Source organism: Stutzerimonas sp. R40042, from assembly GCF_026642215.1.
Lineage (GTDB): Bacteria > Pseudomonadota > Gammaproteobacteria > Pseudomonadales > Pseudomonadaceae > Stutzerimonas > Stutzerimonas frequens.
This window is the reverse complement of the sequence record NZ_CP113258.1, coordinates 1,053,735-1,077,261: the sequence shown is the minus strand read 5'-3', so window position 1 is coordinate 1,077,261 and position 23,527 is coordinate 1,053,735. Positions and strand designations below refer to the sequence as shown.

The window sequence follows — 23,527 nt, the reverse complement described above, 5'->3', positions numbered from 1 at the left end:
CGATCCTTAGAAGTAACCCTGGCGTTTCTTTTCTTCCATCGACCCGGTGGCATCGTGGTCGATGACGCGGCCCTGACGCTCGGATGTCCGGGTCAGCAGCATTTCCTGAATGATCTCCGGCAAAGTGGTGGCGGTGGATTCCACCGCGCCGGTCAGCGGATAGCAACCGAGGGTACGGAAGCGCACCATCTTCTTGTGGATGCCGGCCTTCTGCTCGGGTGTCAGGTGCTCGAGGATGCGCTCATCGTCGATCATCACCAGCGTTCCGTTAAGCTCCACCACTTCCCGCTCGGCCGCGAAATACAGCGGCACGATCGGAATCTGCTCCAGGTAGATGTATTGCCAGATATCCAGCTCGGTCCAGTTGGAGAGCGGGAACACGCGGATCGACTCGCCTTTCTTGACCTTGCCGTTATAGAGGTTCCATAGCTCGGGACGCTGGTTCTTCGGATCCCAGCGGTGCTTGCTGTCTCGGAAGGAATAGACGCGCTCCTTGGCCCGGGACTTCTCTTCGTCGCGACGGGCGCCACCGAAGGCCGCATCGAAGCCGTACTTATCCAGCGCCTGCTTGAGTCCCTCGGTTTTCATCACGTCGGTGTGCTTCGCACTGCCGTAGGTGAAGGGATTCATGTCCTGCGCCACACCCTCGGGGTTGATGTGGGTGATCAATTCAAGGCCCATTTCCTCGACCATCCGGGAGCGGAAGGCGTACATCTCTTGGAATTTCCAGCGTGTGTCGACGTGCAGCACCGGAAATGGCAGCTTGCCCGGAAAGAAGGCTTTGCGCGCCAGATGCAGCATCACGGCCGAATCCTTGCCGATGGAATAGAGCATCACCGGGTTACCGAACTCGGCGGCGACCTCGCGGATGATATGGATGCTTTCCGCCTCCAGCTGTTTCAGATGCGTCAGTTTGTCGACCATGGCTACTCACGATTTGGCAGGTGGACGGCCGGCCGGCCGTTGATTGGGCGCAACTCTAACACGGCCTTAAATTCTAATCAGGCCGCCTTTTAGATCTAAAAGCTATAGATTTATATCGAGCAGGAGTACGAAGCGGCCGCATCAGGCCGCCGACTCGACGAGTTCCAACAAGACCTCGTCAGCCAGATAAGCTCACGCCGGATTGGGGCAGTCGATGAAGCGATGCTCGATTCCGAACTGCCGCGCCAGGTAATCGCCGAGCGCCTGAACCCCGTACCGCTCGGTGGCATGGTGCCCCGCCGCGAAGAAGCTCAAACCGTTTTCCCGGGCGATGTGCGCGGTAGGCTCGGAGATCTCGCCCGTAATGTAGGCGTCCACGCCGGCGGCGACGGCCTTGTCGATATAACCCTGGGCACCACCGGTGCACCAGGCGACGCGACGGATCGGCCCCCGGCCTTCGACCATCAACGGCTGGCGCCCGAGCGCTTGCTGTATGCGGTGCCTAAACTCGGCCGGCGCCAGCGGCTGCTCCAGCGACCCGACCAACCCGACCGAACGCGGATTCTCCGGCTCCAGTCCACCTTCGATGCATAGCCCCAGCAGCCTGCCCAGCTGGACGTTATTGCCGACCTCGGGGTGCACATCGAGTGGCAGATGATAGGCGAGCAAGGAAATGTCGTGACCCAGCAATGTCTTCAAGCGACGCTGCTTCATTCCGACGATGCGCGCATCCTCGTTCTTCCAGAAGTAGCCGTGGTGCACCAGCACCAGGTCGGCATCAGCCTCGACGGCAGCATCGAGCAGTGCCTGGCTGGCCGTCACACCACTGACGATACGGGCGACCCGAGGACGCCCTTCGACCTGAAGACCGTTGGGACAGTAATCGGCAATCCTTCCGGCCTCCAGATAGCGGTCCGCCTCCTGGACCAGCGTGCTAAGCGAAACACTCACATCGACCTCTCCTTCGCTGCAGCGAGCCCGCGGCAATGACCAGTGCGCTGCTGCAAATCATGAATGCGAAGCTGCATTTCAGTTCGAGCTTCGTATAATGCCGCCACCTTAAGGCGCGCTCCCCGCGCCCGCAACTCTGTCCGGATTCCCGCGCGATGTTCAATGCCCTGCGTTTCCTAGGCTGGCCGCTGCTGGTCGGCATACTCGTAGCACTGCTGATCATCCAGCGCTACCCGCAGCTGGTGGGGATCACCGAACCGGATATTGGTCTTCAGCAGGCGCCGCTAATAGCCGCCGGCTCCCAGCAGGGACCCTATTCGTATGCCAATGCCGTGGCTTCGGCGGCACCAGCCGTTGCCAATCTCTATACCACCAAGGTCATCGAGAAGACGGAGCAGCAACCGCCTTTGGCCAAAGACCCGCTGTTCCAGCGCTTTTTCAACGACAACCTGCCACGGCAGCGGCGCATGGAGTCTAGCCTCGGCTCGGCAGTCATCATGAGCCCCGAGGGCTACCTGCTGACCAACAATCACGTTACAGCCAATGCCGAGCAGATCGTCGTGGCGCTCAAGGATGGCCGCGAGACCCTGGCCAGGGTGATCGGCAGTGATCCGGAAACCGACCTCGCGGTCCTCAAGATCGACCTGGCCGAGCTTCCGGCGATAACCCTTGGCCACTCCGATCGCATCCGCGTCGGTGACGTCACGCTGGCAATCGGCAACCCATTCGGGGTCGGCCAGACCGTGACCATGGGCATCATCAGCGCCACCGGACGCAACCAGCTGGGCCTCAATACCTACGAAGACTTCATCCAGACCGACGCCGCGATCAATCGTGGCAACTCGGGCGGCGCACTGGTCGATGCCGGCGGTAACCTCATCGGCATCAACACCGCGATCATTTCCGAGTCCGGCGGCTCACAGGGCATCGGCTTCGCCATCCCGGTGAAGCTTGCGCTGGAGGTGATGAAATCGATCATTGAGCACGGCCAGGTGATTCGCGGCTGGCTCGGAGTGGAGGTGCAATCGCTGACCCAGGAGCTGGCCGAGTCTTTCGGCCAGGAGGGCCGCCCGGGCATCGTCGTAGCCGGCGTCTACCGCGACGGCCCTGCCGAACGAGCCGGCCTGCAGCCTGGCGATCTGATTCTCAGCATCGATGGTGTGCAGTCGGCCGACGGTCGCAGTTCGATGAATCAGGTTGCCCGCGCGAGGCCGGGTGAGAAGATCGACATCGACATCCTACGCAACGGCAAGCCGTTGACCCTCACCGCAGAAGTGGGCGTCCGCCCACCCGTGAACGCCGCCCCCCGGTAGCAGCGCACTCAGCGAACCCGCCCGGGTTCGCTAAGCCTGCACTCTTAGCCGAGCGCGTCTAGCCGAGCGCCTCGAGTAACGCCTGATTCTGCTCGGGCGTGCCAATGGTAATGCGCAGAAACTGCTCGATACGCGGCTGCTTGAAGTGACGCACGATCACGCCCTGCTCGCGCAGTCCGGCGGCGATGGTCGCCGCGTCGCGTTGCGGGTGGCGCGCAAAAATGAAGTTCGCCGCCGAAGGCAGAACCTCGAAGCCGCGCGCCTGCAACGCCGCGGTCACCTTTTCCCGGCTGTCGATAACCTGCCGGCAGGTCCGCTCGAAGTATTCGCGATCCTCGAAGGCAGCGGCCGCTCCGGCAATAGCGATGCGATCCAGTGGATAAGAGTTGAAGCTGTTCTTGATGCGTTCCAGCGCCTCGATCAGCTCCGGATGGCCGACCGCCAGACCAACCCGCAACCCGGCCAACGAGCGCGACTTGGAGAGCGTCTGGGTCACCAGCAGGTTCGGGTAACGATCGACCAGGGCAATCGCCGACTCGCCACCGAAATCGACATAGGCCTCGTCGACCAACACGACGGACTCGGTATTGGCCTGCAACAGCCGCTCGATCGCGTCGAGCGGCAACAGGCAGCCGGTCGGCGCGTTCGGGTTGGGAAAGATGATGCCGCCGTTCGGTCGCTGGTAATCGGCGACGTCGATCTGGAACTGCTGGTTCAATGCAATGGTTTCGTAGGCGATGCCGTACAGCCCGCAGTAGACCGGATAGAAGCTGTAGCTGATATCAGGAAACAGCAACGGGCGGCCATGCTGGAACAGTCCATGAAACGCGTGCGCCAGCACTTCGTCGGAACCATTACCGACGAACACCTGGGTTGGCTGCACATTGTAGTAGTCGGCTACGGCCTGCTTGAGGCGCTCACCATTGGGGTCCGGATACAGGCGCAGGCCATCGTTGATCTCCGCCCGCATCGCAGCGATCGCCCGCGGCGACGGGCCGTAGGGGTTCTCGTTGGTGTTGAGCTTGACCAGCTTGTTCAGCTTGGGTTGCTCGCCTGGCACATAGGGCACCAGGTCCTTGACGAAGGGGCTCCAGAACTTGCTCATCCGCCCTTCTCTCCTCGAATGTGGTCGGTTTGCCGTAGGGTGGAAAACCGCGAAGCGTTTCCCACCTGCCATGCTGGCCAGCGGTGGGCAAGCAAAGCGTTGTCCACCCTACGATCTGACTTGTCGCTTGCAGCTTGAAGCTTGCCGCTAGCCTTTGATCCGGTACTCGGCGCTGCGCGCATGCGCAGTCAGCGATTCGCCGCGCGCCAGGACCGACGCCACCTTGCCCAAGGTCGAGGCCCCCTCGGCCGAGCAATTGATGATCGACGAGCGCTTCTGGAAGTCATACACACCCAGCGGCGAAGAGAAACGCGCAGTCCCGGAAGTCGGCAGCACGTGGTTGGGGCCGGCGCAATAGTCGCCCAGCGCCTCGGCGGTGTAGCGCCCCATGAAGATCGCGCCGGCATGGCGAATCTGCGGCAGCCACTGCTCCGGTTCGGCGACCGAAAGCTCCAGATGTTCAGGGGCGATGCGGTTGGCCACCTCGATGGCCTGCTGCATGTCGGCCACCTGGATCAGCGCGCCGCGACCTTCGATGGAGGTGCGGGCGATGTCGGCACGCTCCAGCGTCGGCAGCAGGCGGGCGATGCTCTCGGCGACGCGATCGAGGAACGCGGCATCCGGGCTGACCAGGATCGATTGCGCATCCTCATCGTGCTCGGCCTGGGAGAACAGGTCCATGGCGATCCAGTCCGGATCGGTCTGGCCATCACAGACCACGAGGATTTCCGACGGCCCGGCAATCATGTCGATGCCGACCTTGCCGAACACGTGGCGCTTAGCGGTAGCGACGTAGATGTTGCCCGGCCCAACGATCTTGTCCACCGGCGGCACGCTCTCGGTGCCGTAGGCCAACGCCGCGACGGCTTGCGCCCCGCCGATGGTGAAGACCCGGTCGACACCGGCAATGCAGGCCGCAGCCAGCACCAGCTCGTTGACCTCGCCACGCGGCGTCGGCACCACCATGACCACTTCCGGCACGCCGGCGACCTTGGCCGGAATGGCGTTCATCAGCACTGAAGACGGATAGGAAGCCTTGCCGCCCGGCACGTAGAGGCCGGCGCGATCCAGCGGCGTGACCTTCTGACCGAGCACCGTGCCGTCGGCCTCGGTGTAGGTCCAGGAGTCCTGTTTCTGCCGCTCGTGATAGTTGCGTACGCGCTCGGCAGCGATTTCCAGCGCCTCGCGCTGCTCCGGGGTGATGCGCTCGAGCGCCTGTTCCAGACGCGCGCGCGGCAGGATCAGATCGGCCATGGAGGCGACTTCCAGCGCGTCGAAACGCTGGGTCAGCTCGACGACCGCTGCATCGCCGCGCTCGCGCACGGCCTTGATGATCTCCAGCACCCGCGCGTTAACGCCGTCGTCGGAGACGCTTTCCCAGCTCAGCAGATGGTCCAGATGACGAGCGAAGTCGGCATCGGCAGCGTTGAGTCGGCGAATGGCGGAGGGAGCGGTCATAGCGGGCCTCTTGGTTGGCTAGGCATCGGAAGCAGCCGGCTTCGTTGCAACCGCACGAAGCGCAGGCCGGGCTCTCAGGCGCCGCTAGAATATCAAGCCCACCGTGCGGGCACCTGAGAATTTCAGCTATGGCACGAATAGGCAGGCGCGGCCGCAGCCGCGCGAGATATCAATGCTGATGTTGCTCAACGGCCGCGTGCAGCGTATCGATCAGCGCCTGGATGCGCGCGTGCTGCATCTTCATCGAAGCCTTGTTCACCACCAGGCGCGAGCTGATGGTGGCGATCAGCTCCTGGGGCTCCAGGCCGTTGGCACGTAGCGTGTTGCCGGTGTCGACCACGTCGATGATCTTGTCGGCCAGCCCCACCAGTGGCGCGAGCTCCATGGAGCCGTACAGCTTGATGATGTCGACCTGACGACCCTGCTCGGCGTAATAGCGCTTGGCCACGTTGACGAACTTGGTCGCCACACGCAGACGCCCCTTCGGCTCCGGCGCGCCGACCTTGCCGGCGGTCATCAACTTGCAGTTGGCGATCTTCAGGTCGAGCGGCTCGTACAGCCCCTGGCCACCGTACTCCATCAGCACGTCCTTGCCGGCGACGCCAAGGTCGGCCGCACCATGCTCGACATAAGTCGGCACGTCGGTGGCACGGACGATGAGCAGACGCACATCATCCTGGGTGGTCGGGATGATCAGCTTGCGGCTCTTGTCCGGATTCTCGGTAGGCTCGATGCCCGCGACAGCGAGCAGTGGCAGCGTGTCATCGAGAATGCGGCCTTTGGACAGGGCGATGGTGAGCATGGAGCGTTTTCCTTGAACGGCAACGGCCAACCTTGAGCGGCGACCATGTGACCAACTGCGATCTCGCGTAGCAGATCGCTATCAGCCGGGAACGCGGCGAATCTTCGCCCCGAGCAACTGCAGCTTCTCCTCGATGCACTCGTAGCCACGGTCGATGTGGTAGATGCGATCGATCAGCGTATCGCCTTCGGCCACCAGACCGGCGATCACCAGGCTCGCCGAAGCGCGCAGGTCGGTCGCCATGACCGGAGCACCCTTGAGATGATCGACGCCGGTGACGATGGCGGTGTTGCCCTCGACGAGAATTTGCGCACCCATGCGATTCATCTCGTAGACGTGCATGAAGCGGTTCTCGAAGACCGTTTCGATGACCGTACCGGTGCCCTCGGCGATGGCATTGAGCGCAATGAACTGCGCCTGCATGTCGGTGGGGAACGCCGGGTACGGCGCAGTGCGCACGTTGACCGCCTTCGGCCGCTTGCCCTTCATGTCCAGTTCGATCCAGTCGCTGCCGGTATCGATGTGCGCGCCCGCCTCGACCAGCTTGTGCAGCACGGCTTCGAGCAGCGTCGCGTCGGTATCCTTCAGGCGCACGCGACCGCCAGTGGCTGCAGCGGCGACCAGATAGGTGCCGGTCTCGATACGGTCGGGCATCACGCTGTAACGACCACCACCGAGGCGCTTGACGCCGTCGATGGTGATGGTGTCGGTGCCGGCACCGGAGACCTTGGCGCCCATGGCATTGAGGAAGTTGGCCAAATCGACCACCTCCGGCTCACGCGCGGCGTTTTCCAGCACGCTGCGACCGTTGGCCAGCGCAGCGGCCATCATGATGTTCTCGGTACCGGTCACGCTGACCGTATCGAAGAAGAAGTGTGCGCCGCGCAGGCCACCGGCCGGCGCCTTGGCCTTGATGTAGCCACCTTCGACGTCGATCTGTGCGCCCATGGCCTCGAGACCGCGGATGTGCAGGTCGACTGGCCGCGAACCGATGGCACAACCACCGGGCAGCGCCACCTCGGCCTCGCCGAAACGCGCGACCATGGGGCCGAGCACGAGGATCGAGGCGCGCATGGTCTTCACCAGCTCGTACGGCGCGACCAGGGTCTTGATGCTGCTGGCGTCGACTTCGACACTGAGCTTCTCGTCGATAACAGGCTGCACGCCCATGCGGCCGAACAGCTCGATCATCGTGGTGATGTCGTGCAGGTGCGGCAGGTTGCAGACGGTAACTGGGGTGTCGGCCAGCAAGGTGGCGGCCAGGATCGGCAGTGCGGAGTTCTTCGCACCGGAAATGCGAATCTCGCCATCGAGGCGAATGCCGCCGGTAATGATCAGTTTGTCCATGGATATACCCGTAAGCCGCAGGCTCGAAGCACTGTCGAAGGGGGCGGCGCGGTCATCGAGACGCGCTCTGCCTGGAATGATTGGTTGCGCGGGCCTGAGCCGATCAGGCGCGCGCGGCCCAGTCTGTGCGACTGAAGAACTTCATGGTGACGGCGTGGATGCTGCCGTCGGCGATCCATGGATTGAGATGAGCGTAGATCTGCTGCTGACGCTTCACCGGGCTCAGGGCGGCCAGTTCATCACTGATCACGTTGAGCTGGAAGTTGCAGCCTTCGCCTTCCACTTCCACCTGGGTTCCCGGAATCTTCGCTTCCAGGAAATTCTTCACTTCTAGGGCCTGCATGTTCTACCTCGATCGGGCGCAGGACGCGCACGGGCCGGCCATCATACAAAAAAGCCCGAAGGCTGCGAACCCCGAACCTCGCGCGCAGAGCTCAATCCAGCGTTTCGGCCCCCTGATCGCGCTCGCGCCGCTGCCGCGACAGCCCGCTGTCGCTCTGCACGGCTGGGAAGCGCGAGGAGGCAAAGCGCACCACCAGGATCGCCAGCGCCAGCAGCAGGATCGCGCCCGACACATAGACCACGCCCATGTCCGGACGGTGGTGATGGGAAATATCGGAAATCAGCAGGCGGGTCAGCGCGGTGATCGCCACATAGATCAGGAAGCGTACCGGCATGTGGTTGGTCTTGAAATAGATCCCGACCATCGCGCCCAGCTCGAGATAGATGAACAGCAACAGGATGTCATCTATCGATATATGGCCCTTCTCGACCATGCCGAGAAAGGCCATGACCGCAGCCCAAGCCGTCACTGCGCCGATGGCAAACAGCGCTAGGTAGTGGAAGCTCTCGACCAGCAAATTGCCAAGCGACTCGGCGAGCCCATGCACGCCATCGCGCAGGTTTTCCGCCCAGCGCAGTTTCATACGACTGCCTCCTTGTCAGAGAGGGAAGCGTCCAGTGGCAGGATATCCATAAGGCCGGACACCCTGGCGATCTTCTGCATGTCGTCCGGCAAACCAGTGACACGCAGCTCGACGCCAGCCGCCCTGGCATCGCGCATGAAGGCCAGAAGCAGCGACAGCCCGACACTACTGGAGCGCTCCACGGCGGAGCAATCGAGCGTCAGCGGCGAGCGGCCGCCAGCGATCAGCGACCGGCCGGCTTCACGCAAGGCCGGTCCACTGCGGTAATCCAACACGCCGCGCAGGCGCAGTTCGGCCTCGCCAGAGCGCTCGATCTGCGCTTCACTCATCGCCAGCCGCCTGCTGCCCGGCTTCGGTTTCCTTCGCCCGCGCCACCACTTCGGCCCAACCGTCGATGGTCTTGTCCAGGTCGCCGCCGTTCTTCTGCATCGAGTCGGCGAACTGGTCACGGAACAGCTTGCCTATGTTGATGCCATTGATGATCACGTTGCGCACGCGCCACTCGCCATCGTTGACCATGGTGTAGGACACCGGATAGATCTCGCCCTGCCGCCCCACCACTTCCATGCCGACACTGGTGCGCTTGGGGTCCTGCTTGCCGCTGGGCGGCAGCACGCGAATCTGCTGGTTGTTGTACTCGAGCAAGGCATTGCCATAGAACTGCATCAGGCTGCGCTTGAAGTTTTCCTGAAAACGCTTCATTTGCTCGGGCGAGGCATTGCGCGAGTACTTGACGGTCATGATGCTGCGAGAGATGCCATCCGCATCGACTACCGGACCGAGAATCTCATTGAGCGAATCGTAGAACGCCGACGGATCGTTACGGTACTGCTCCTTGTTGGCCTTCAGGTCGGCCAGCAGTTCGTCGGTGGTCTTCTGGATCACCTGATGCGCGCTCAGCGCGGCATGGGAGAACATGGGCAATACGGCCAGCAGAACCAGCAGGCCGCGACGCAGGGCAGTCATCATTCGCTTCTCCTTTACTCTTTATTAACCGAATTGAGCAGGAACTTGCCGATCAGGTCCTCGAGCACCAGCGACGACTGGGTGTCCTGGATGGTATCTCCGTCCTTCAGCACCTCTTCCTCCCCGCCCACGCTGATGCCGACATACTTCTCTCCGAGCAGGCCGGCCGTCAGGATCGAGGCCGTGGAATCGGCCGGCAGGATGTTCACATCCTCCTGGATTTCCAGGGTCACCCGTCCGGTATAGCTGTCGCGGTCCAGATCGATCGCGGTGACCTTGCCGATGGTTACGCCAGCCATGGTCACCTTTGATCGGACCGTCAATCCGGCGATATTGTCGAAATAGGCATACAGCTTATAGGTATCGGTGTCGGCCACGCTCAGCCCGCTGACGCGCAGCGACAGCAGCAGCAGGGCCAGCAGGCCGGCGAGCAGGAACAGGCCGACGCCCATCTCCAGAGTGCGGATACGCATCAGAAATCTCCAAACATCAATGCGGTCAAAATGAAGTCGAGCCCAAGCACCGCCAGCGAGGCGTAGACCACGGTTCGGGTCGTGGCGCGGCTGATCCCTTCGGAAGTCGGCTCGCAGTCGTAGCCCTGGAAGACAGCGATCCAGGTCACGACGAAGGCGAATACGACGCTCTTGATCACGCCGTTGAGCACATCCGAATGAAAGTCGACACTGTTCTGCATGTTGGCCCAGAACGAGCCTTCGTATACGCCGAGCCAGTCAACGGCGACCATCGCTCCGCCCCAGATGCCGACCACATTGAAGATCAGCGTCAGCAACGGCAGGGAAATGAAACCCGCCCACAGGCGCGGCGCGATGATGTATTTCAGCGGGTCGACACCGATCATCTCCAGGCTCGACAACTGCTCGGTTGACTTCATGTTGCCGATCTCGGCCGCCAAGGCCGACCCGGCGCGACCGGCGAACAGCAATGCAGTCACGACCGGCCCCAGCTCACGCAGCAGCGTCAACGCGACCATCTGACCGACAGCCTGCTCGGACCCGTAGCTGCTGAGGATGTTGTACCCCTGCAGCGCCAGCACCATACCAATGAAGATACCGGACACCACCACGATAGCCAGCGACAGCACCCCCACCGAATAGAGCTGCTTGACCAGCAGGGAAAATCCGTTGCGCAGCCCGCTGCGACCGAACAGGGCGTGCGCGAGAAAAAGCGTCGAGCGCCCCAATGCCGCTACGACATCGAGACCGGCACGCCCGAGCAGGGCAATCCGATCCAACAGCGAACGCTTACGCATCACCACCTCCCAGCAGGTCATCGGCGTAGGCCGGCGCAGGGAAATGGAACGGAACCGGGCCATCCGCCGAACCTTTCATGAACTGCCGGATACGTGGATTATCCGATTCCATCAGCTCCGCAGGCGTGCCCTGCCCCAGGACCTGGGCATCACCCACGACATAGATGTAATCGGCGATGGAGGCAGTCTCTGCCAAGTCGTGCGACACCACGATACTGGTTATTCCCAGCGCATCGTTGAGCAGCCTGATCAGGCGCACCAAGACCCCCATCGCGATCGGGTCCTGCCCCGCGAAAGGCTCGTCATACATCAGAATCTGCGGATCGAGGGCAATCGCCCGCGCCAGCGCAACACGTCGCTTCATGCCACCGGACAGCTCGTCCGGCATCAGCTCGATGGCGCCACGCAAGCCGACGGCCTGCAGCTTCATCAGCACGATGTCGCGAATCATTTCGTCCGGCAGCCGGGTATGAACGCGCAGCGGGAATGCGACGTTCTCGAACACATCGAGATCGGTGAACAGCGCACCGCTCTGGAACAACACGCCCATCTGCTTGCGCATGTCGAACAGCTCGCTGCGCGAGAGGCTCGGCAGGTTCTGCCCGGTCACCCAGACCTCACCGCGCGAAGGCATCAGCTGGGCGGCGATCAGCCGCAGTAGCGTCGTCTTTCCGCATCCCGACGGCCCCATGATGGCCGTTACCTTCCCTCGCGGAATGGCGATATCGACGTTATTGAAGATACTCCGCTCGCCGCGCATGAAGGTTACTCCCTTCAGCTCGACCGCGTAGTCGTTGCAGGCGCTCATCTGGTCTCCTTGCATGCAGTCTGCGAAACAGACGGCTCCCGATGACGCCGGGATACTTTCTGCCCTGACCGTTTTCGGCGGCGCACTATAGCACCGCGCCCGAAAGCGCCCAACCGAGGAGCGCTTCCAGCAATGACCTGGTGGCGACTCGTTCAGCTTCGGTTCAGCCAACAATGATCGAATCGACCGAACGTCGCCGAGCAGCACCGACATTTTCGATGAGCCACAGGCGGTTTCTCGCTATAATCCACGCCTTTTAATCGGACGACCCCGCCAGCCATGAGCCAGAGCAGCCAACTGATCGAAACCGCGCAACGCACCATTCGCCTGGAAATCGAGGCAGTAGAGCAGCTGAACGCGCGGATCGATGCCTCTTTCGTCAAGGCATGCGACCTGATCCTTGCGTGCAAAGGCCGGGTCGTCGTGGTCGGCATGGGTAAATCCGGCCACATCGGCCGCAAGATCGCAGCCACCCTGGCTAGCACCGGCACCGCCGCATTCTTCGTGCATCCCGCCGAGGCCAGCCATGGCGACATGGGCATGATTACCCAGGACGATGTCGTTCTTGCCCTGTCCAACTCCGGCACCACCAGCGAGATCGTCACGCTGCTGCCACTGATCAAGCGCCTTGGCATTACCCTGATCAGCATGACCGGCAACCCCAACTCGGTATTGGCCAAGGCCGCCGCGGTGAACCTGGATGCCAGCGTGGCCATCGAGGCCTGCCCGCTAAACCTCGCACCGACCTCCTCCACCACCGCCAGCCTGGTGCTCGGCGATGCCCTGGCGATCGCCCTGCTCGAGGCCCGCGGCTTCACCGCCGAGGACTTCGCCTTCTCCCACCCCGGCGGCGCACTGGGCCGGCGCCTGCTACTCAAGGTCGAGCATGTGATGCACACCGGCGGTCGCCTGCCCAAAGTGCAACGCGGTACCTCACTGCGCGACGCACTGCTGGAGATGACTCAGAAGGGGCTGGGCATGACGGTGATCGTCGAGGCCGATGGCCGCCTGGCCGGCATCTTCACCGACGGCGACTTGCGCCGCGCGCTGGACAAGGGCGTGGACGTGCGCGAGACCCGTATCGATGAAGTCATGACCGTCCACGGCAAGACCGCCAATGCCGAAATGCTGGCAGCTGAGGCATTGAAGATCATGGAAGACCACAAGATCAGCTCGCTCGTGGTGATCGATGAGCAGGAGCTGCCCATCGGCGCGCTGAACATGCATGACCTGCTGCGTGCGGGGGTCATGTAATGCACGAACATCTTCTGCAGCGCGCACGCGACATCCGCCTGGCCATCTTCGATGTGGATGGCGTGCTGACCGATGGCCGCCTGTACTTTCTCACCGACGGCAGCGAATTCAAGACTTTCAATACGCTGGACGGCCACGGCATCAAGATGCTGATCAACTCGGGCGTACGCACCGCCATCATCAGTGGCCGCAAGACGCCAGTGGTGGAGCGACGGGCACAAAACCTGGGCATCCAGCACCTGTATCAGGGTCGCGAAGACAAGCTGGTGGTGCTTGACGAGCTGCTGGCCGAGCTCGGGCTGAACTACTCTGAAGTGGCCTATCTGGGCGACGACCTGCCCGACCTGCCGGTGATTCGCCGGGTTGGCCTCGGCATGGCTGTGGCCAGCGCCGACAGCTTCGTCCGCGAGCACGCCCACGGCGTCACCCAGGCCCGCGGTGGCGAGGGTGCGGCGCGTGAGTTCTGCGAACTGATCATGCGCGCGCAGGGCACTCTGGCCGCCGCGCAAAACGCATATCTGTAGAGGTCTGCATGCTTCGCAAAATGCGCTTCGCTGCCCTGCTTACGCTGATCGCCGCCCTGCTGGTGGCGGTCGGCTACTGGAACATCCGCCCGGAAAGTTTCATGCAGGAGCCATCCGTCGCCAGCGGCGCAACGCCTGATGTCGACTTCTACGTGATCAATTCCCGCACGGTGCAATATCAGCCCGACGGCAAGCGTAACTACGAACTGACCGCAGACAAGCTCGAGCACATCAAGGCGAGCGACATCAGCCTGCTGACCAAGCCGGATCTGCTGTCCTATCGCGGCACCGAACTGCCGTGGCACGTGCGTAGTGAGCGCGGCGAAGTATCGGCCGAAGGCGACGAAGTGCTGCTGATCGATCAGGTCAAGGTCGAGCGCACCGATGCCAAGGGCCGCCCGACGATCCTTACCACCAGCCGCCTGACGGTGTGGCCGGAGAAGGATTATGCCGAGACAAAGCAAGCCGTTAGAATCGAGGCCGCCAATGGCGTGACCACTGCAACCGGCATGAAAGCGTACATGGATGACGGCAGGATGCTCCTGCTGTCCAACGTAAGAGGCCAGCATGAGCTGCGTTAAGACTCTCCCCCTCCTGCTCGGTTTGAGCGCATTCTGGCTTGGCGCCAGCGCGTGGGCGCTTCCCGAGGACCGTGAACAGCCAATCCGCGTTCAAGCCGACACCGCCGAGCTGGACGACCGACAGGGCGTGGCGGTCTACCGCGGCGACGTGGTCATCACCCAGGGCACGATGAAGATCACCGGCGACACGGTGACCATCACTCAGGACGAGAACGGCGACGTCGAAGTCTTCACCTCCATCGGCAAACCGGCCTACTACGAGCAGAAGCCTGCAGCGGACAAGGAGATCGTCAAAGCCTACGGCCTGACCATCCAGTACTTCGCCGCCAACGAGCGGATCGTGCTCATCGATCAGGCCAAGGTTGTTCAGGAAGGCAACACCTTCGAAGGCGAGAAGATCGTCTATGACACCCGTCGCCAGATCGTCAATGCTGGCCGCGCCACCAATGCCGATGTGACCACGCCGCGCCCACGTGTGGACATGGTCATCCAGCCGCGCAAGAACGCGCAGGCAGCGGAGCAGGCGGAGTAATGGCCGTCCTCAAAGCCCAGCATCTGGCCAAGAGCTACAAGAGCCGCCAGGTCGTCCGTGATGTCAGCCTGTCCATCGAAAGTGGGCAGATCGTCGGCCTGCTCGGCCCCAACGGGGCTGGCAAGACCACCTGTTTCTACATGATCGTCGGCCTGGTGAATGCCGACCAGGGTCGAGTACTGATCGATCAGAACGACGTGACCCATCTGCCGATGCACGGTCGCGCGCGCGCCGGGATCGGCTATCTGCCGCAGGAGGCCTCGATCTTCCGCAAGCTCTCGGTCGCCGACAACATCATGGCGATTCTCGAGACCCGCAAGGATCTGGACCGTAGCGGCCGCCAGCAGGCGCTGGAAGGCCTGCTGCAGGAGTTCCACATCAACCATATCCGCAACAGCCTCGGCATGAGCCTGTCCGGCGGCGAGCGTCGCCGCGTGGAGATCGCCCGTGCGCTGGCTACTGCGCCCAAATTCATCCTCCTCGACGAACCCTTCGCTGGCGTCGATCCGATATCGGTGGGCGACATCAAACAGATCATCCACCACCTCAAGGCCAAGGGCATTGGCGTACTGATCACCGACCACAATGTCCGTGAGACCCTGGACATCTGCGAAACCGCCTACATCGTCAACGATGGCCAGCTGATCGCCGAGGGCGACGCCCAAACAATCCTGAGCAACCAACTGGTCAAGGAAGTCTATCTGGGCCACGAATTCCGTCTGTAGAGCCGTTTTTTTTTGCGCAGCTCGGCAAATCGGCCCTAGGCAAAGGCTTCCTCGGCAGGCATATAATTTGCTTTCTGTTGGCGCCTGGCGCGCCACATGTCGGAACGGGCGCGGTTGCGCCGGCATAAAAGGTTTGAAGTCCTCTGCCATGAAACCATCGCTAGTCCTGAAGATGGGCCAGCAGCTGACGATGACACCGCAGCTGCAACAGGCCATACGCCTCCTCCAGCTATCCACCCTCGATCTGCAACAGGAGATCCAGGAAGCGCTGGATTCCAACCCTATGCTCGAGCGCGAGGAAGACGGCGACGACTTCGACAGCTCCGACCCGATGGCCGAAGCTGCCGACCGCCCAGGTGAGGCCACCAGCGAGAAAAGCGCCACACAGGACAGCACCTACGACGAGCCATCGCACGGCAGCGAGAGCCTCGACGACGCTGACTGGGGTGAACGCATTCCCAGCGAGCTGCCGGTCGACACCGCCTGGGAGGACATCTACCAGACCAGCGCCAGCAGCCTGCCCAGCAACGATGATGACGAGTGGGACTTCACCAGCCGCACGTCGTCTGGCGTCAGCCTGCAGAGCCACCTGCTCTGGCAACTCAATCTCGCGCCGATGAGCGATACCGATCGACTGATCGCCACCACGCTGATCGACTGCATCAACGATCAGGGTTATCTCGAAGAATCGCTCGAGGAAATCACTGACTCGTTCGACCCAGAATTGGAGATCGAACTCGACGAAGTCGAAGTCGTGCTGCACCGCATTCAGCAGTTCGAACCCGCCGGGATCGGCGCGCGCGATCTGCGCGAATGCCTGCTGCTGCAACTGCGTCAGCTGCCCGAGCGCACCCCCTGGTTGAGCGAAGCGCAGCGTTTGGCCAGCGATTACCTGGATGTCCTCGGCAGCCGCGACTACAACCTGCTGATGCGCCGGATGAAGCTCAAGGAGGACGAGCTACGCCAGGTGATCGAGCTGATCCAGACGCTCAACCCGCGCCCTGGTTCTCAGATCGAAGCGAGCGAGCCGGAATACGTGGTGCCTGACGTGATCGTCCGCAAGCACAACGACCGTTGGCTGGTAGAGCTGAACCAGGACGCCATGCCACGCCTGCGCGTCAATGCGCAGTACGCCAGCTTCGTCAAACGTGCCGACTCCAGTGCCGACAACACCTTCATGCGCAACCAGCTGCAGGAAGCACGCTGGTTCATCAAGAGCCTGCTCAGCCGCAATGAAACGCTGATGAAGGTCGCCACGCAGATCGTCGAGCACCAGCGTGCATTTCTCGAGCATGGTGACGAGGCCATGAAACCGCTGGTGCTGCACGACATCGCCGAAGCGGTGGGCATGCACGAGTCGACCATTTCGCGCGTGACGACCCAGAAATACATGCACACTCCGCGCGGCATCTACGAACTCAAGTACTTCTTCTCCAGCCACGTCAGCACGGCCGAAGGCGGGGAATGCTCGTCCACCGCGATCCGCGCGATCATCAAGAAGCTGGTTGCGGCGGAAAACCAGAAAAAGCCGTTGAGCGACAGCAAGATCGCTGGTTTACTGGAAGCGCAGGGCATTCAGGTAGCCCGCCGCACAGTCGCCAAATACCGGGAGTCGCTCGGTATCGCGCCATCCAGCGAGCGCAAACGATTACTGTGATCGGCCAAGGCCGAAACGTCCCGGCGGCAGGGCTTCGGACCTGCTCTTCGCACAAGGCAAAGGAGATAGCAGTATGCAAGTCAATATCAGCGGTGTTCATCTGGAAGTAACCAATGCCCTGCGTGACTACATCGAGGAGAAGTTCGATCGGCTTGCCCGTCATTTCGACCGCATCATCAGCGTCCAGGTGATCCTGCAGGTCGAGAAGCTCAAGCAGAAAGCCGAAGCGACGCTGCATGTCGCTGGCCGCGAAGTGGTCGCCAACTCGGAACACGAAGACATGTATGCTGCCGTCGACCTGCTGGTCGACAAGCTCGATCGCCAGCTGATCAAGCACAAGGAAAAGCAGCTCGACCATACCCAGGGCGCCATCTCCCGCTGACTCCCAGACATGATCCGACTCGAAAACATCCTGACCCCCGGACGTTCCCTGGTGAACGTCCCGGGCGGTAGCAAGAAACGCGTCCTGGAACAGATCGCCAAGGTCATCGCCCAGGACCTCACAGACCTCGACTCCCAGACCATATTCGAAAGCCTGATTGCCCGCGAGAAGCTGGGATCGACCGGATTTGGCAACGGCATCGCCATCCCTCACTGCCGCATGGTCGGCTGTAACGCCCCGCTGAGCGCCGTGCTGCGCCTCGAAACGCCGGTGGACTTCGACGCCATCGACGGCGCGCCGGTAGACCTGCTGTTCGTCTTGCTGGTACCGGAAGCGGCCACCGACGAGCACCTCGAGCTGCTGCGCCAGATCGCCAGCATGCTTGACCGTGAAGAGGTGCGCCAGCGACTGCGCCAGGCGCCCACCAATGAGAGCCTCTATCAGGTCGTCGTCGACGTCCAGAATGGCGCCTAGCGGAGTGGGGGCCAGATGCGGCTGATCATCGTCAGTGGCCGTTCGGGCTCGGGCAAGAGCACCGCGCTGAACGTGCTCGAAGACAACGGTTTCTACTGCATCGACAACCTGCCGGCGGGTCTGCTTCCCGAGCTTGCCGAGCGCGCGCTGCTGCACACCGAGCTGCTGCATCCGCAGGTCGCCGTTTCCATCGACGCGCGCAACCTGCCCAGTCAACTGAAGCGTTTTCCGGAACTGCTCGAAGAGGTTCGCGCCAGGCATATCCAGTGCGACGTGCTGTATCTGGACGCGGACGACGAAACCCTGCTCAAGCGCTTCTCGGAAACCCGCAGGCGTCATCCGCTGACCAACGAGAGCCGCTCCCTCGCCGAGGCTATCCGCGACGAGGAGCTGCTATTGGCAGCCATCATCGACCATGCCGACCTGAAGATCGACACCACGCACCTGAATCTCTATCAGCTGCGCGACGTCCTGAAGCTGCGCCTGCTGAACAAACCCGAACCCGGCACCGCATTCCTCATCGAGTCGTTCGGTTTCAAGCGCGGCATGCCGGTCGACGCCGACCTGGTGTTCGATGTGCGCTGCCTGCCCAACCCCTACTGGAAAGCCGAGCTGCGCGACTTCTCCGGGCTCGATCAACCGGTCATCGACTATCTGACCGCCCAGCCCGACGTAGAGGAGATGTTTGAGGACATCCATGCCTACCTGAGCAAATGGCTGCCCCGCTTCGCCGCCAGCAACCGCGCATACGTAACCATCGCCATCGGCTGTACCGGCGGCCATCATCGCTCGGTTTATCTGGCTGAGCGCCTGGGCCAAGCGCTCAGGGAGCCGCTGAAGAATCTGCAGGTCCGTCACCGGGACCTCGCTTAGGAATACCTGCCCCATGCCTGCCCGCGAAGTCACCATCATCAACAAGCTCGGTCTGCATGCGCGCGCGGCGGCCAAGTTCGTCGGCGTTGCCAACCGCTATCCGTGTGCCGTCCGTGTCGGCCGCTGCCCGGCCACGCTGGTGGACGGCAAGAGCATCATGGCGGTCATGATGCTTGCCGCCAGCAAGGGCTCGACCCTGCACCTGCACACCGAAGGCGAGCAGGAGCACGAAGCCCTGGCAGCCCTGGTCGCACTGATCGACGACTACTTCGAAGAAGGCGAATAAGGCCTCGAGCGGCCGGCGCGGATGATGCCCGCGCCGGCTGGGCGAGGCTACTTGCCCGCCACCGTCATCCGCTCGATCAGCACCGAGCCGGTGCGCACGTTGCCACGCGTCTCGATATCACAACCTACCGCGACGATCTGACGGAACATGTCACGCAGGTTGCCGGCGATAGTCACTTCCTGCACCGGGAACTGTATCTCGCCATTCTCGACCCAGTAGCCGCCTGCACCGCGCGAGTAGTCCCCGGTCACCAGATTCAGCCCCTGCCCCATCAGTTCCGTTACCAGCAGCCCGCGCCCCATCTGACGGATCAGTGCTGCCTGATCCTCGTCGCCGTGACTGACGAACAGGTTGTGCACGCCGCCGGCGTTGGCCGTGCTCGGCATGCCCAGCTTGCGTCCCGAGTAGGTCGACAGCACGTAGGACAGCAGGCGGCCACCCTCAACGAAGGGTTTGGCATAGGTCGCCAAGCCATCGCCATCATAACCAGCGCTCCCCAGCGCCCGCGGGATGTGAGGGCGCTCGTCCAGGCTCAGCCACTCGGGGAATAGCGTCTGCCCCAGCGCGCCTTCCAGGTACGATGCCTTGCGGTAGAGGTTGCCACCGGAAATCGCTGCGATGAAATGGCTGAACAGCCCGGTAGCCAGCTCCGGCGCGAACAGCACCGGCACCTCGCAGGTCGGGATCGGACGCGCGCCCAGCCGCCGAACTGCTCGCTCAGCCGCACGCTGACCGATGGTCAGCGGATCGATCAGCGCCTCGCCGATCCGGTTCACGTCATAGAAATAGTCCCGCTGCATCTGCCCATCGCTTTCAGCGATCATCACGCAGCTCAGACTGTGCCGGCTGCTGCAATAACCGCCGATGAAGCCGTTGCTGTTGCCGTAGGCCCGGCAGCCCTGATGGGTGTTGAGGCTGGTGCCGTCGGCGTTGCGAATCCGCTGGTCGAAGGCGAAGGCCGCACCTTCACAGCTCAGCGCCTGCTCGATCGCCTGTTCGGGAGTGATCGCCCACGGGTGGTAGAGGTCGAGTTCGGGTAGCTCGCGCGCCATCAGCGAGGCATCAGCCAGGCCGGCGAACTCGTCCTCCGACGCATGCCTGGCAATGGCCAAGGCGGCCGCCACGGTTTCCCGAATGGCGGCATCTCCGCTGCCGGTGGTGCTGGCCGAGCCCTTGCTCTGGCCGACATAGAGCGTAATACCGAAGCCCTGGTCGCGATTGTACTCGACCGTTTCCACCTCGCCTTGACGCACCGTGGTGGACAGGCCCTGCTCCATCGAAACCGAAACCTCACTGGCGCTGGCGCCCTGCCGACGCGCCTCTTCGATGATGCGCTCGACCTTATCGCGCAAGCCGGGCAGCGCATGCGGTCCGATGCCCTCTACTTCACTCATAAGCTCTCCCAAAACCACTGCAAACGATTCAAGTAGCAGCCCGACATCAGCTACGCTGAGCCGGCTGCCGGGGCTGCTGTTATCATGGCGGCATTTCCTAGTGGACCAACCCCATGTCTGAACACTCCGACGTCGACGGCTTCGACGAAAAAAGCAAATCCCAGGTCAAGCGCGAACTGCTGGCGCTGCAGGAACTCGGCGAGCGTCTGACCACGCTCAAGCCCGATCTCATTGCTCGCCTGCCGCTCAGCGACGCACTGCAAAAGGCACTCGCCGACGCGCCCAAACACAAGGCACACATCGCACGCAAACGGCATATCCAATACATCGGCAAACTGATGCGTGACCAGGACGTCGACGCGATCCTGGCCCTGGTCGACCAGCTCGACGCCTCGACCCGCCAGTACAACGAACGGTTCCATGCGCTGGAACGTTGGCGTGACCGCCTGATCGCTGGCGACGACAGCACCCTGGAAGCCTTCGTCGCCGAGTATCCGGAGACCGACCGCCAGCACCTGCGCGGCCTGATCCGCCATGCGCAGCATGAAGCGGCACGCAACAAGCCGCCGGCGGCGAGCCGGAAGATCTTCAAATACATCCGAGACCTGGACGAGACCAAGCGCGGCCTGCGCTGAAGTCAGCTCCAGGCCGCCGGTCACGATCCGACGCGCGCCTGCTCAAGCGCCCGTCCCTCCCACGGTGATCTCGTCGATCTTCAGCGTCGGTTGGCCGACGCCCACCGGCACCGACTGGCCATCCTTGCCGCAGGTGCCGACACCGCTATCCAGCGCCAGGTCATTGCCTACCATCGACACCCGATTCATCACTTCAGGGCCGTTGCCGATCAGCGTCGCGCCCTTAACCGGCGCGGTGATCTTGCCATCCTCGATCAGATAGGCCTCGCTGGTGGAGAAGACGAACTTGCCGCTGGTGATGTCGACCTGGCCGCCGCCGAGGCTGGCGCAGTAGATACCCTTTTTCACCGAGCGGATGATTTCCTGCGGATCGCTCTCGCCGGCCAGCATGTAGGTGTTGGTCATGCGCGGCATCGGCAGGTGCGCATAGGATTCGCGACGGCCGTTGCCGGTCGGCGCGACGCCCATCAGCCGGGCGTTGAGCTTGTCCTGGATATACCCCTTGAGAATGCCGTTCTCGATCAGCGTCGTACATTGCGTCGGCGTGCCTTCGTCATCGACGCTGAGCGAACCCCGGCGATCCACCAGGGTGCCGTCATCGACGATGGTGCACAAGCTGGACGCCACCTTCTGCCCGATCCGGCCGCTGTAGGCCGAGCTGCCCTTGCGATTGAAATCACCCTCCAGCCCATGGCCGACCGCCTCGTGCAGCAGTACACCAGACCACCCGGGACCGAGCACCACCGGCAGTGACCCAGCAGGCGCCGGCACCGCCTCGAGATTGACCAGCGCCTGCCGCAGCGCTTCGCGCGCATAGCCCATGGCGCGATCCTCATCGAGGAAATACTGGTAGCCGGTACGTCCGCCGCCACCCTGCCCACCGCGCTCGCGACGGCCGTTCTGCTCGACGATCACGCTGACGTTGAAACGCACCAGCGGGCGGATATCCGAAGCCATGCCGCCGTCCAGCGCTGCAACCAGAACATGCTCCCAGACACCCGCCAGGCTCACCGTGACCTGCTTGATCCGCGGATCGAGCGCTCGCGTCGCGACATCGATGCGCTTGAGCAGCTCCACCTTTTCGCCCCGGCTCAGACCGTCGAGCGGATTATCGCGACCGTAGAGCGGCTCGAATGCTGCGCGGGACAGCACACCGACCTGCCCCTGCTTGCCGCTGCGGGCAATCGACCGCGCGGCCTGGGCCGCCTGACGCAAGGCATCGGCGGTGATCGCGTTGCTGTAGGCAAACCCGGTCTTCTCACCGGAAAGCGCCCGAACGCCGACGCCCTGTTCGATGTGAAAACCGCCTTCCTTGACGATGCCATCTTCCAGTACCCAGGACTCGGATACCTGATCCTGAAAATACAGATCAGCAGCATCCACGCCAGGACCGGCGAGCTCGCCCAGCAGCGCTGGGAGATCGTCGATGGTCAGGCCACCCGGCGTCAGCAGACGCTCGGTTACAGGTAACAGCAGTTCACTCATATTCACTCCAGACAGTCCGTGATCAAGCACGGGACGGAAAAACGGCGGTGGCGCTGCACCGGCATGCGCTGGCGGATGGCCGCCTGCTCGGGCACATCTCGTTCGGCGAGCAGCGCTGCCTCAGCAGCCGCCTGCTCGCACAACAACCGACCCCATGGGTCAACGATAGACGAATGCCCATAGGTGACGCGACCGCCGGGGTGCATACCGACCTGAGCGGCAGCCAGTACGTAGCACTGCGTCTCTATGGCGCGGCAGCGGATCAGAGTCGTCCAGTGTGCCTCACCGGTCACTGTGGTGAAGGCAGAGGGCGCACTGATCAGTTCAGCCCCTGCGTCGCGCAGCGCCATGTACAACTCGGCAAAGCGCAAGTCGTAGCAGACGGTCATGCCCAGCCGACCAACCGGCGTGTCGGCCACGACCAGCCGCTGCCCTGCACCGTAGGTATCGGATTCGCGGTACTGCTGCCGACTGTCGGCCACCTCGGCGTCGAACAGGTGCACCTTGTCATAACGCGCGACCCGCTGTCCGTGCTCGTCGATGAGCAGCGAACAGGCATTGGGCCGGTCCTGCGGACGGCCGTCGGGTGGCAGCGGCACGGTTCCAGCGACAATCCACAATCTGAGGTCGCGCGCGGTACGTTTCAACCAGGGCAGAACAGGCCCTTGGCCTTCCGCTTCGGCGCGCCCCAGCTGCTGTGGGTCACTGCAGCCCATGGCGGCGAAGTTCTCTGGCAGCACCGCCAAGCGGGCCCCGGCCGCGGCAGCCTGCTCGAGCAGGCGCCGGGCGGCAGCTAGATTGCCGGCGACATCAGCCTGGCTGGTCATCTGGATTACCGACAGCGACATGAATGCT

The 23,527-nt window shown here is 62.8% G+C and carries 28 protein-coding genes; 12 read left to right on the top strand and 16 right to left on the bottom strand.

The window, feature by feature from the left end:
• Positions 1–6: 6 nt before the first annotated feature.
• Positions 7–924, bottom strand: a complete 918-nt coding sequence (gene cysD / locus OUY36_RS05020) for a sulfate adenylyltransferase subunit CysD (RefSeq protein WP_110777989.1) — start codon at positions 922–924, stop codon at positions 7–9.
• A gap of 192 nt (positions 925–1,116) precedes the next feature.
• Positions 1,117–1,875 carry a Nif3-like dinuclear metal center hexameric protein gene (locus tag OUY36_RS05015; RefSeq protein ID WP_267937002.1) on the bottom strand — a complete coding sequence of 253 codons (759 nt, stop codon included), beginning with the start codon at positions 1,873–1,875 and terminating at the stop codon, positions 1,117–1,119.
• A gap of 155 nt (positions 1,876–2,030) precedes the next feature.
• Here OUY36_RS05015 and algW point away from each other — a divergent pair, with 155 nt between their 5' ends.
• Entirely contained in the window at positions 2,031–3,188 is a 1,158-nt protein-coding gene (gene algW, locus OUY36_RS05010) for a Do family serine endopeptidase AlgW (RefSeq protein WP_063544441.1), read from the top strand.
• Between the two features lie 58 nt (positions 3,189–3,246).
• Here the strand turns inward: algW and hisC are convergent, their stop codons facing one another.
• The 11 genes from hisC to OUY36_RS04955 form a co-directional block, all read right to left on the bottom strand.
• Positions 3,247–4,293 (bottom strand): histidinol-phosphate transaminase, encoded by a 1,047-nt coding sequence (gene hisC / locus OUY36_RS05005; RefSeq protein ID WP_267937001.1) that lies wholly within the window; start codon positions 4,291–4,293, stop codon positions 3,247–3,249.
• A gap of 147 nt (positions 4,294–4,440) precedes the next feature.
• Positions 4,441–5,751: a histidinol dehydrogenase gene (gene hisD / locus OUY36_RS05000; protein ID WP_267937000.1), complete on the bottom strand. Its 1,311-nt coding sequence runs from the start codon at positions 5,749–5,751 to the stop codon at positions 4,441–4,443.
• A 169-nt stretch (positions 5,752–5,920) separates the two neighbouring features.
• A complete protein-coding gene (gene hisG, locus OUY36_RS04995; RefSeq protein WP_230725246.1) occupies positions 5,921–6,553 on the bottom strand; it encodes an ATP phosphoribosyltransferase in 633 nt (210 codons plus the stop codon).
• An 81-nt stretch (positions 6,554–6,634) separates the two neighbouring features.
• Positions 6,635–7,900, bottom strand: a complete 1,266-nt coding sequence (murA, locus tag OUY36_RS04990; RefSeq protein ID WP_063544432.1) for a UDP-N-acetylglucosamine 1-carboxyvinyltransferase — start codon at positions 7,898–7,900, stop codon at positions 6,635–6,637.
• Positions 7,901–8,003: 103 nt separating this feature from the next.
• Positions 8,004–8,243, bottom strand: coding sequence for a BolA family protein (locus tag OUY36_RS04985; protein ID WP_013981933.1), 240 nt, complete (start codon positions 8,241–8,243; stop codon positions 8,004–8,006).
• A gap of 91 nt (positions 8,244–8,334) precedes the next feature.
• Entirely contained in the window at positions 8,335–8,826 is a 492-nt protein-coding gene (locus OUY36_RS04980) for a phosphate-starvation-inducible protein PsiE (protein WP_102840576.1), read from the bottom strand.
• Entirely contained in the window at positions 8,823–9,155 is a 333-nt protein-coding gene (locus OUY36_RS04975) for an STAS domain-containing protein (RefSeq protein ID WP_110777994.1), read from the bottom strand. Before OUY36_RS04975 ends, OUY36_RS04980 begins: the two co-directional genes overlap by 4 nt.
• Entirely contained in the window at positions 9,148–9,795 is a 648-nt protein-coding gene (locus OUY36_RS04970) for an MlaC/ttg2D family ABC transporter substrate-binding protein (RefSeq protein WP_063544426.1), read from the bottom strand. The genes OUY36_RS04975 and OUY36_RS04970 overlap by 8 nt, the downstream gene beginning before the upstream one ends.
• Before the next feature lie 11 nt (positions 9,796–9,806).
• A complete protein-coding gene (gene mlaD, locus OUY36_RS04965) occupies positions 9,807–10,265 on the bottom strand; it encodes an outer membrane lipid asymmetry maintenance protein MlaD (RefSeq protein WP_063544424.1) in 459 nt (152 codons plus the stop codon).
• Positions 10,265–11,062 carry a lipid asymmetry maintenance ABC transporter permease subunit MlaE gene (gene mlaE, locus OUY36_RS04960; RefSeq protein ID WP_063544422.1) on the bottom strand — a complete coding sequence of 266 codons (798 nt, stop codon included), beginning with the start codon at positions 11,060–11,062 and terminating at the stop codon, positions 10,265–10,267. Before mlaE ends, mlaD begins: the two co-directional genes overlap by 1 nt.
• Positions 11,055–11,870: an ATP-binding cassette domain-containing protein gene (locus tag OUY36_RS04955; RefSeq protein ID WP_063544419.1), complete on the bottom strand. Its 816-nt coding sequence runs from the start codon at positions 11,868–11,870 to the stop codon at positions 11,055–11,057. The genes mlaE and OUY36_RS04955 overlap by 8 nt, the downstream gene beginning before the upstream one ends.
• A gap of 279 nt (positions 11,871–12,149) precedes the next feature.
• Between OUY36_RS04955 and OUY36_RS04950 the strand changes: the two genes are divergently transcribed.
• The 10 genes from OUY36_RS04950 (at position 12,150) to OUY36_RS04905 (ending at position 19,158) form a co-directional block, all read left to right on the top strand.
• Positions 12,150–13,124 (top strand): KpsF/GutQ family sugar-phosphate isomerase, encoded by a 975-nt coding sequence (locus tag OUY36_RS04950; RefSeq protein ID WP_063544417.1) that lies wholly within the window; start codon positions 12,150–12,152, stop codon positions 13,122–13,124.
• Positions 13,124–13,648 carry a KdsC family phosphatase gene (locus OUY36_RS04945; protein ID WP_063544415.1) on the top strand — a complete coding sequence of 175 codons (525 nt, stop codon included), beginning with the start codon at positions 13,124–13,126 and terminating at the stop codon, positions 13,646–13,648. The genes OUY36_RS04950 and OUY36_RS04945 overlap by 1 nt, the downstream gene beginning before the upstream one ends.
• A gap of 8 nt (positions 13,649–13,656) precedes the next feature.
• Positions 13,657–14,229 (top strand): LPS export ABC transporter periplasmic protein LptC, encoded by a 573-nt coding sequence (gene lptC / locus OUY36_RS04940; protein ID WP_267936998.1) that lies wholly within the window; start codon positions 13,657–13,659, stop codon positions 14,227–14,229.
• Positions 14,216–14,761: a lipopolysaccharide transport periplasmic protein LptA gene (lptA, locus tag OUY36_RS04935; protein WP_267932275.1), complete on the top strand. Its 546-nt coding sequence runs from the start codon at positions 14,216–14,218 to the stop codon at positions 14,759–14,761. Before lptC ends, lptA begins: the two co-directional genes overlap by 14 nt.
• A complete protein-coding gene (gene lptB, locus OUY36_RS04930; protein WP_063544410.1) occupies positions 14,761–15,486 on the top strand; it encodes an LPS export ABC transporter ATP-binding protein in 726 nt (241 codons plus the stop codon). The genes lptA and lptB overlap by 1 nt, the downstream gene beginning before the upstream one ends.
• A gap of 148 nt (positions 15,487–15,634) precedes the next feature.
• Complete coding sequence (locus OUY36_RS04925; protein ID WP_110778000.1) at positions 15,635–17,143, top strand: RNA polymerase factor sigma-54; 1,509 nt, start codon at positions 15,635–15,637, stop codon at positions 17,141–17,143.
• Between the two features lie 73 nt (positions 17,144–17,216).
• Positions 17,217–17,525 carry a ribosome hibernation-promoting factor, HPF/YfiA family gene (gene hpf, locus OUY36_RS04920; RefSeq protein WP_063544406.1) on the top strand — a complete coding sequence of 103 codons (309 nt, stop codon included), beginning with the start codon at positions 17,217–17,219 and terminating at the stop codon, positions 17,523–17,525.
• A 9-nt stretch (positions 17,526–17,534) separates the two neighbouring features.
• Positions 17,535–17,999, top strand: a complete 465-nt coding sequence (gene ptsN / locus OUY36_RS04915) for a PTS IIA-like nitrogen regulatory protein PtsN (protein WP_063544404.1) — start codon at positions 17,535–17,537, stop codon at positions 17,997–17,999.
• A gap of 15 nt (positions 18,000–18,014) precedes the next feature.
• The gene (gene rapZ, locus OUY36_RS04910; RefSeq protein WP_063544402.1) at positions 18,015–18,872 is read left to right on the top strand and encodes an RNase adapter RapZ; all 858 of its coding nucleotides are present in this window, start codon (positions 18,015–18,017) and stop codon (positions 18,870–18,872) included.
• A 13-nt stretch (positions 18,873–18,885) separates the two neighbouring features.
• On the top strand, positions 18,886–19,158 hold the full coding sequence (locus OUY36_RS04905; protein WP_063544400.1) for an HPr family phosphocarrier protein: 273 nt from the start codon (positions 18,886–18,888) through the stop codon (positions 19,156–19,158).
• Between the two features lie 47 nt (positions 19,159–19,205).
• Here OUY36_RS04905 and pmbA read toward each other — a convergent pair whose 3' ends face one another.
• Positions 19,206–20,552: a metalloprotease PmbA gene (pmbA, locus tag OUY36_RS04900; RefSeq protein WP_063544398.1), complete on the bottom strand. Its 1,347-nt coding sequence runs from the start codon at positions 20,550–20,552 to the stop codon at positions 19,206–19,208.
• Positions 20,553–20,665: 113 nt separating this feature from the next.
• Here pmbA and yjgA point away from each other — a divergent pair, with 113 nt between their 5' ends.
• A complete protein-coding gene (yjgA, locus tag OUY36_RS04895; RefSeq protein ID WP_125868261.1) occupies positions 20,666–21,187 on the top strand; it encodes a ribosome biogenesis factor YjgA in 522 nt (173 codons plus the stop codon).
• Positions 21,188–21,229: 42 nt separating this feature from the next.
• Here the strand turns inward: yjgA and tldD are convergent, their stop codons facing one another.
• Positions 21,230–22,672, bottom strand: coding sequence for a metalloprotease TldD (gene tldD, locus OUY36_RS04890; RefSeq protein ID WP_267936997.1), 1,443 nt, complete (start codon positions 22,670–22,672; stop codon positions 21,230–21,232).
• Between the two features lie 2 nt (positions 22,673–22,674).
• Entirely contained in the window at positions 22,675–23,520 is an 846-nt protein-coding gene (locus OUY36_RS04885) for a carbon-nitrogen hydrolase family protein (RefSeq protein ID WP_200594707.1), read from the bottom strand.
• Positions 23,521–23,527 lie beyond the last annotated feature (7 nt).

Excerpts from the sequence above, each read along its gene's own strand:
- cysD (WP_110777989.1), bottom strand. The coding sequence starts at position 924 with ATGGTCGACAAACTGACGCATCTGAAACAGCTGGAGGCGGAAAGCATC.
- algW (WP_063544441.1), top strand. The coding sequence starts at position 2,031 with ATGTTCAATGCCCTGCGTTTCCTAGGCTGGCCGCTGCTGGTCGGCATA.
- hisC (WP_267937001.1), bottom strand. The coding sequence starts at position 4,293 with ATGAGCAAGTTCTGGAGCCCCTTCGTCAAGGACCTGGTGCCCTATGTG.
- hisD (WP_267937000.1), bottom strand. The coding sequence starts at position 5,751 with ATGACCGCTCCCTCCGCCATTCGCCGACTCAACGCTGCCGATGCCGAC.
- hisG (WP_230725246.1), bottom strand. The coding sequence starts at position 6,553 with ATGCTCACCATCGCCCTGTCCAAAGGCCGCATTCTCGATGACACGCTG.
- murA (WP_063544432.1), bottom strand. The coding sequence starts at position 7,900 with ATGGACAAACTGATCATTACCGGCGGCATTCGCCTCGATGGCGAGATT.
- OUY36_RS04985 (WP_013981933.1), bottom strand. The coding sequence starts at position 8,243 with ATGCAGGCCCTAGAAGTGAAGAATTTCCTGGAAGCGAAGATTCCGGGA.
- OUY36_RS04980 (WP_102840576.1), bottom strand. The coding sequence starts at position 8,826 with ATGAAACTGCGCTGGGCGGAAAACCTGCGCGATGGCGTGCATGGGCTC.
- OUY36_RS04975 (WP_110777994.1), bottom strand. The coding sequence starts at position 9,155 with ATGAGTGAAGCGCAGATCGAGCGCTCTGGCGAGGCCGAACTGCGCCTG.
- OUY36_RS04970 (WP_063544426.1), bottom strand. The coding sequence starts at position 9,795 with ATGATGACTGCCCTGCGTCGCGGCCTGCTGGTTCTGCTGGCCGTATTG.
- mlaD (WP_063544424.1), bottom strand. The coding sequence starts at position 10,265 with ATGCGTATCCGCACTCTGGAGATGGGCGTCGGCCTGTTCCTGCTCGCC.
- mlaE (WP_063544422.1), bottom strand. The coding sequence starts at position 11,062 with ATGCGTAAGCGTTCGCTGTTGGATCGGATTGCCCTGCTCGGGCGTGCC.
- OUY36_RS04955 (WP_063544419.1), bottom strand. The coding sequence starts at position 11,870 with ATGAGCGCCTGCAACGACTACGCGGTCGAGCTGAAGGGAGTAACCTTC.
- OUY36_RS04950 (WP_063544417.1), top strand. The coding sequence starts at position 12,150 with ATGAGCCAGAGCAGCCAACTGATCGAAACCGCGCAACGCACCATTCGC.
- OUY36_RS04945 (WP_063544415.1), top strand. The coding sequence starts at position 13,124 with ATGCACGAACATCTTCTGCAGCGCGCACGCGACATCCGCCTGGCCATC.
- lptC (WP_267936998.1), top strand. The coding sequence starts at position 13,657 with ATGCTTCGCAAAATGCGCTTCGCTGCCCTGCTTACGCTGATCGCCGCC.
- lptA (WP_267932275.1), top strand. The coding sequence starts at position 14,216 with ATGAGCTGCGTTAAGACTCTCCCCCTCCTGCTCGGTTTGAGCGCATTC.
- lptB (WP_063544410.1), top strand. The coding sequence starts at position 14,761 with ATGGCCGTCCTCAAAGCCCAGCATCTGGCCAAGAGCTACAAGAGCCGC.
- OUY36_RS04925 (WP_110778000.1), top strand. The coding sequence starts at position 15,635 with ATGAAACCATCGCTAGTCCTGAAGATGGGCCAGCAGCTGACGATGACA.
- hpf (WP_063544406.1), top strand. The coding sequence starts at position 17,217 with ATGCAAGTCAATATCAGCGGTGTTCATCTGGAAGTAACCAATGCCCTG.
- ptsN (WP_063544404.1), top strand. The coding sequence starts at position 17,535 with ATGATCCGACTCGAAAACATCCTGACCCCCGGACGTTCCCTGGTGAAC.
- rapZ (WP_063544402.1), top strand. The coding sequence starts at position 18,015 with ATGCGGCTGATCATCGTCAGTGGCCGTTCGGGCTCGGGCAAGAGCACC.
- OUY36_RS04905 (WP_063544400.1), top strand. The coding sequence starts at position 18,886 with ATGCCTGCCCGCGAAGTCACCATCATCAACAAGCTCGGTCTGCATGCG.
- pmbA (WP_063544398.1), bottom strand. The coding sequence starts at position 20,552 with ATGAGTGAAGTAGAGGGCATCGGACCGCATGCGCTGCCCGGCTTGCGC.
- yjgA (WP_125868261.1), top strand. The coding sequence starts at position 20,666 with ATGTCTGAACACTCCGACGTCGACGGCTTCGACGAAAAAAGCAAATCC.
- tldD (WP_267936997.1), bottom strand. The coding sequence starts at position 22,672 with ATGAGTGAACTGCTGTTACCTGTAACCGAGCGTCTGCTGACGCCGGGT.
- OUY36_RS04885 (WP_200594707.1), bottom strand. The coding sequence starts at position 23,520 with ATGTCGCTGTCGGTAATCCAGATGACCAGCCAGGCTGATGTCGCCGGC.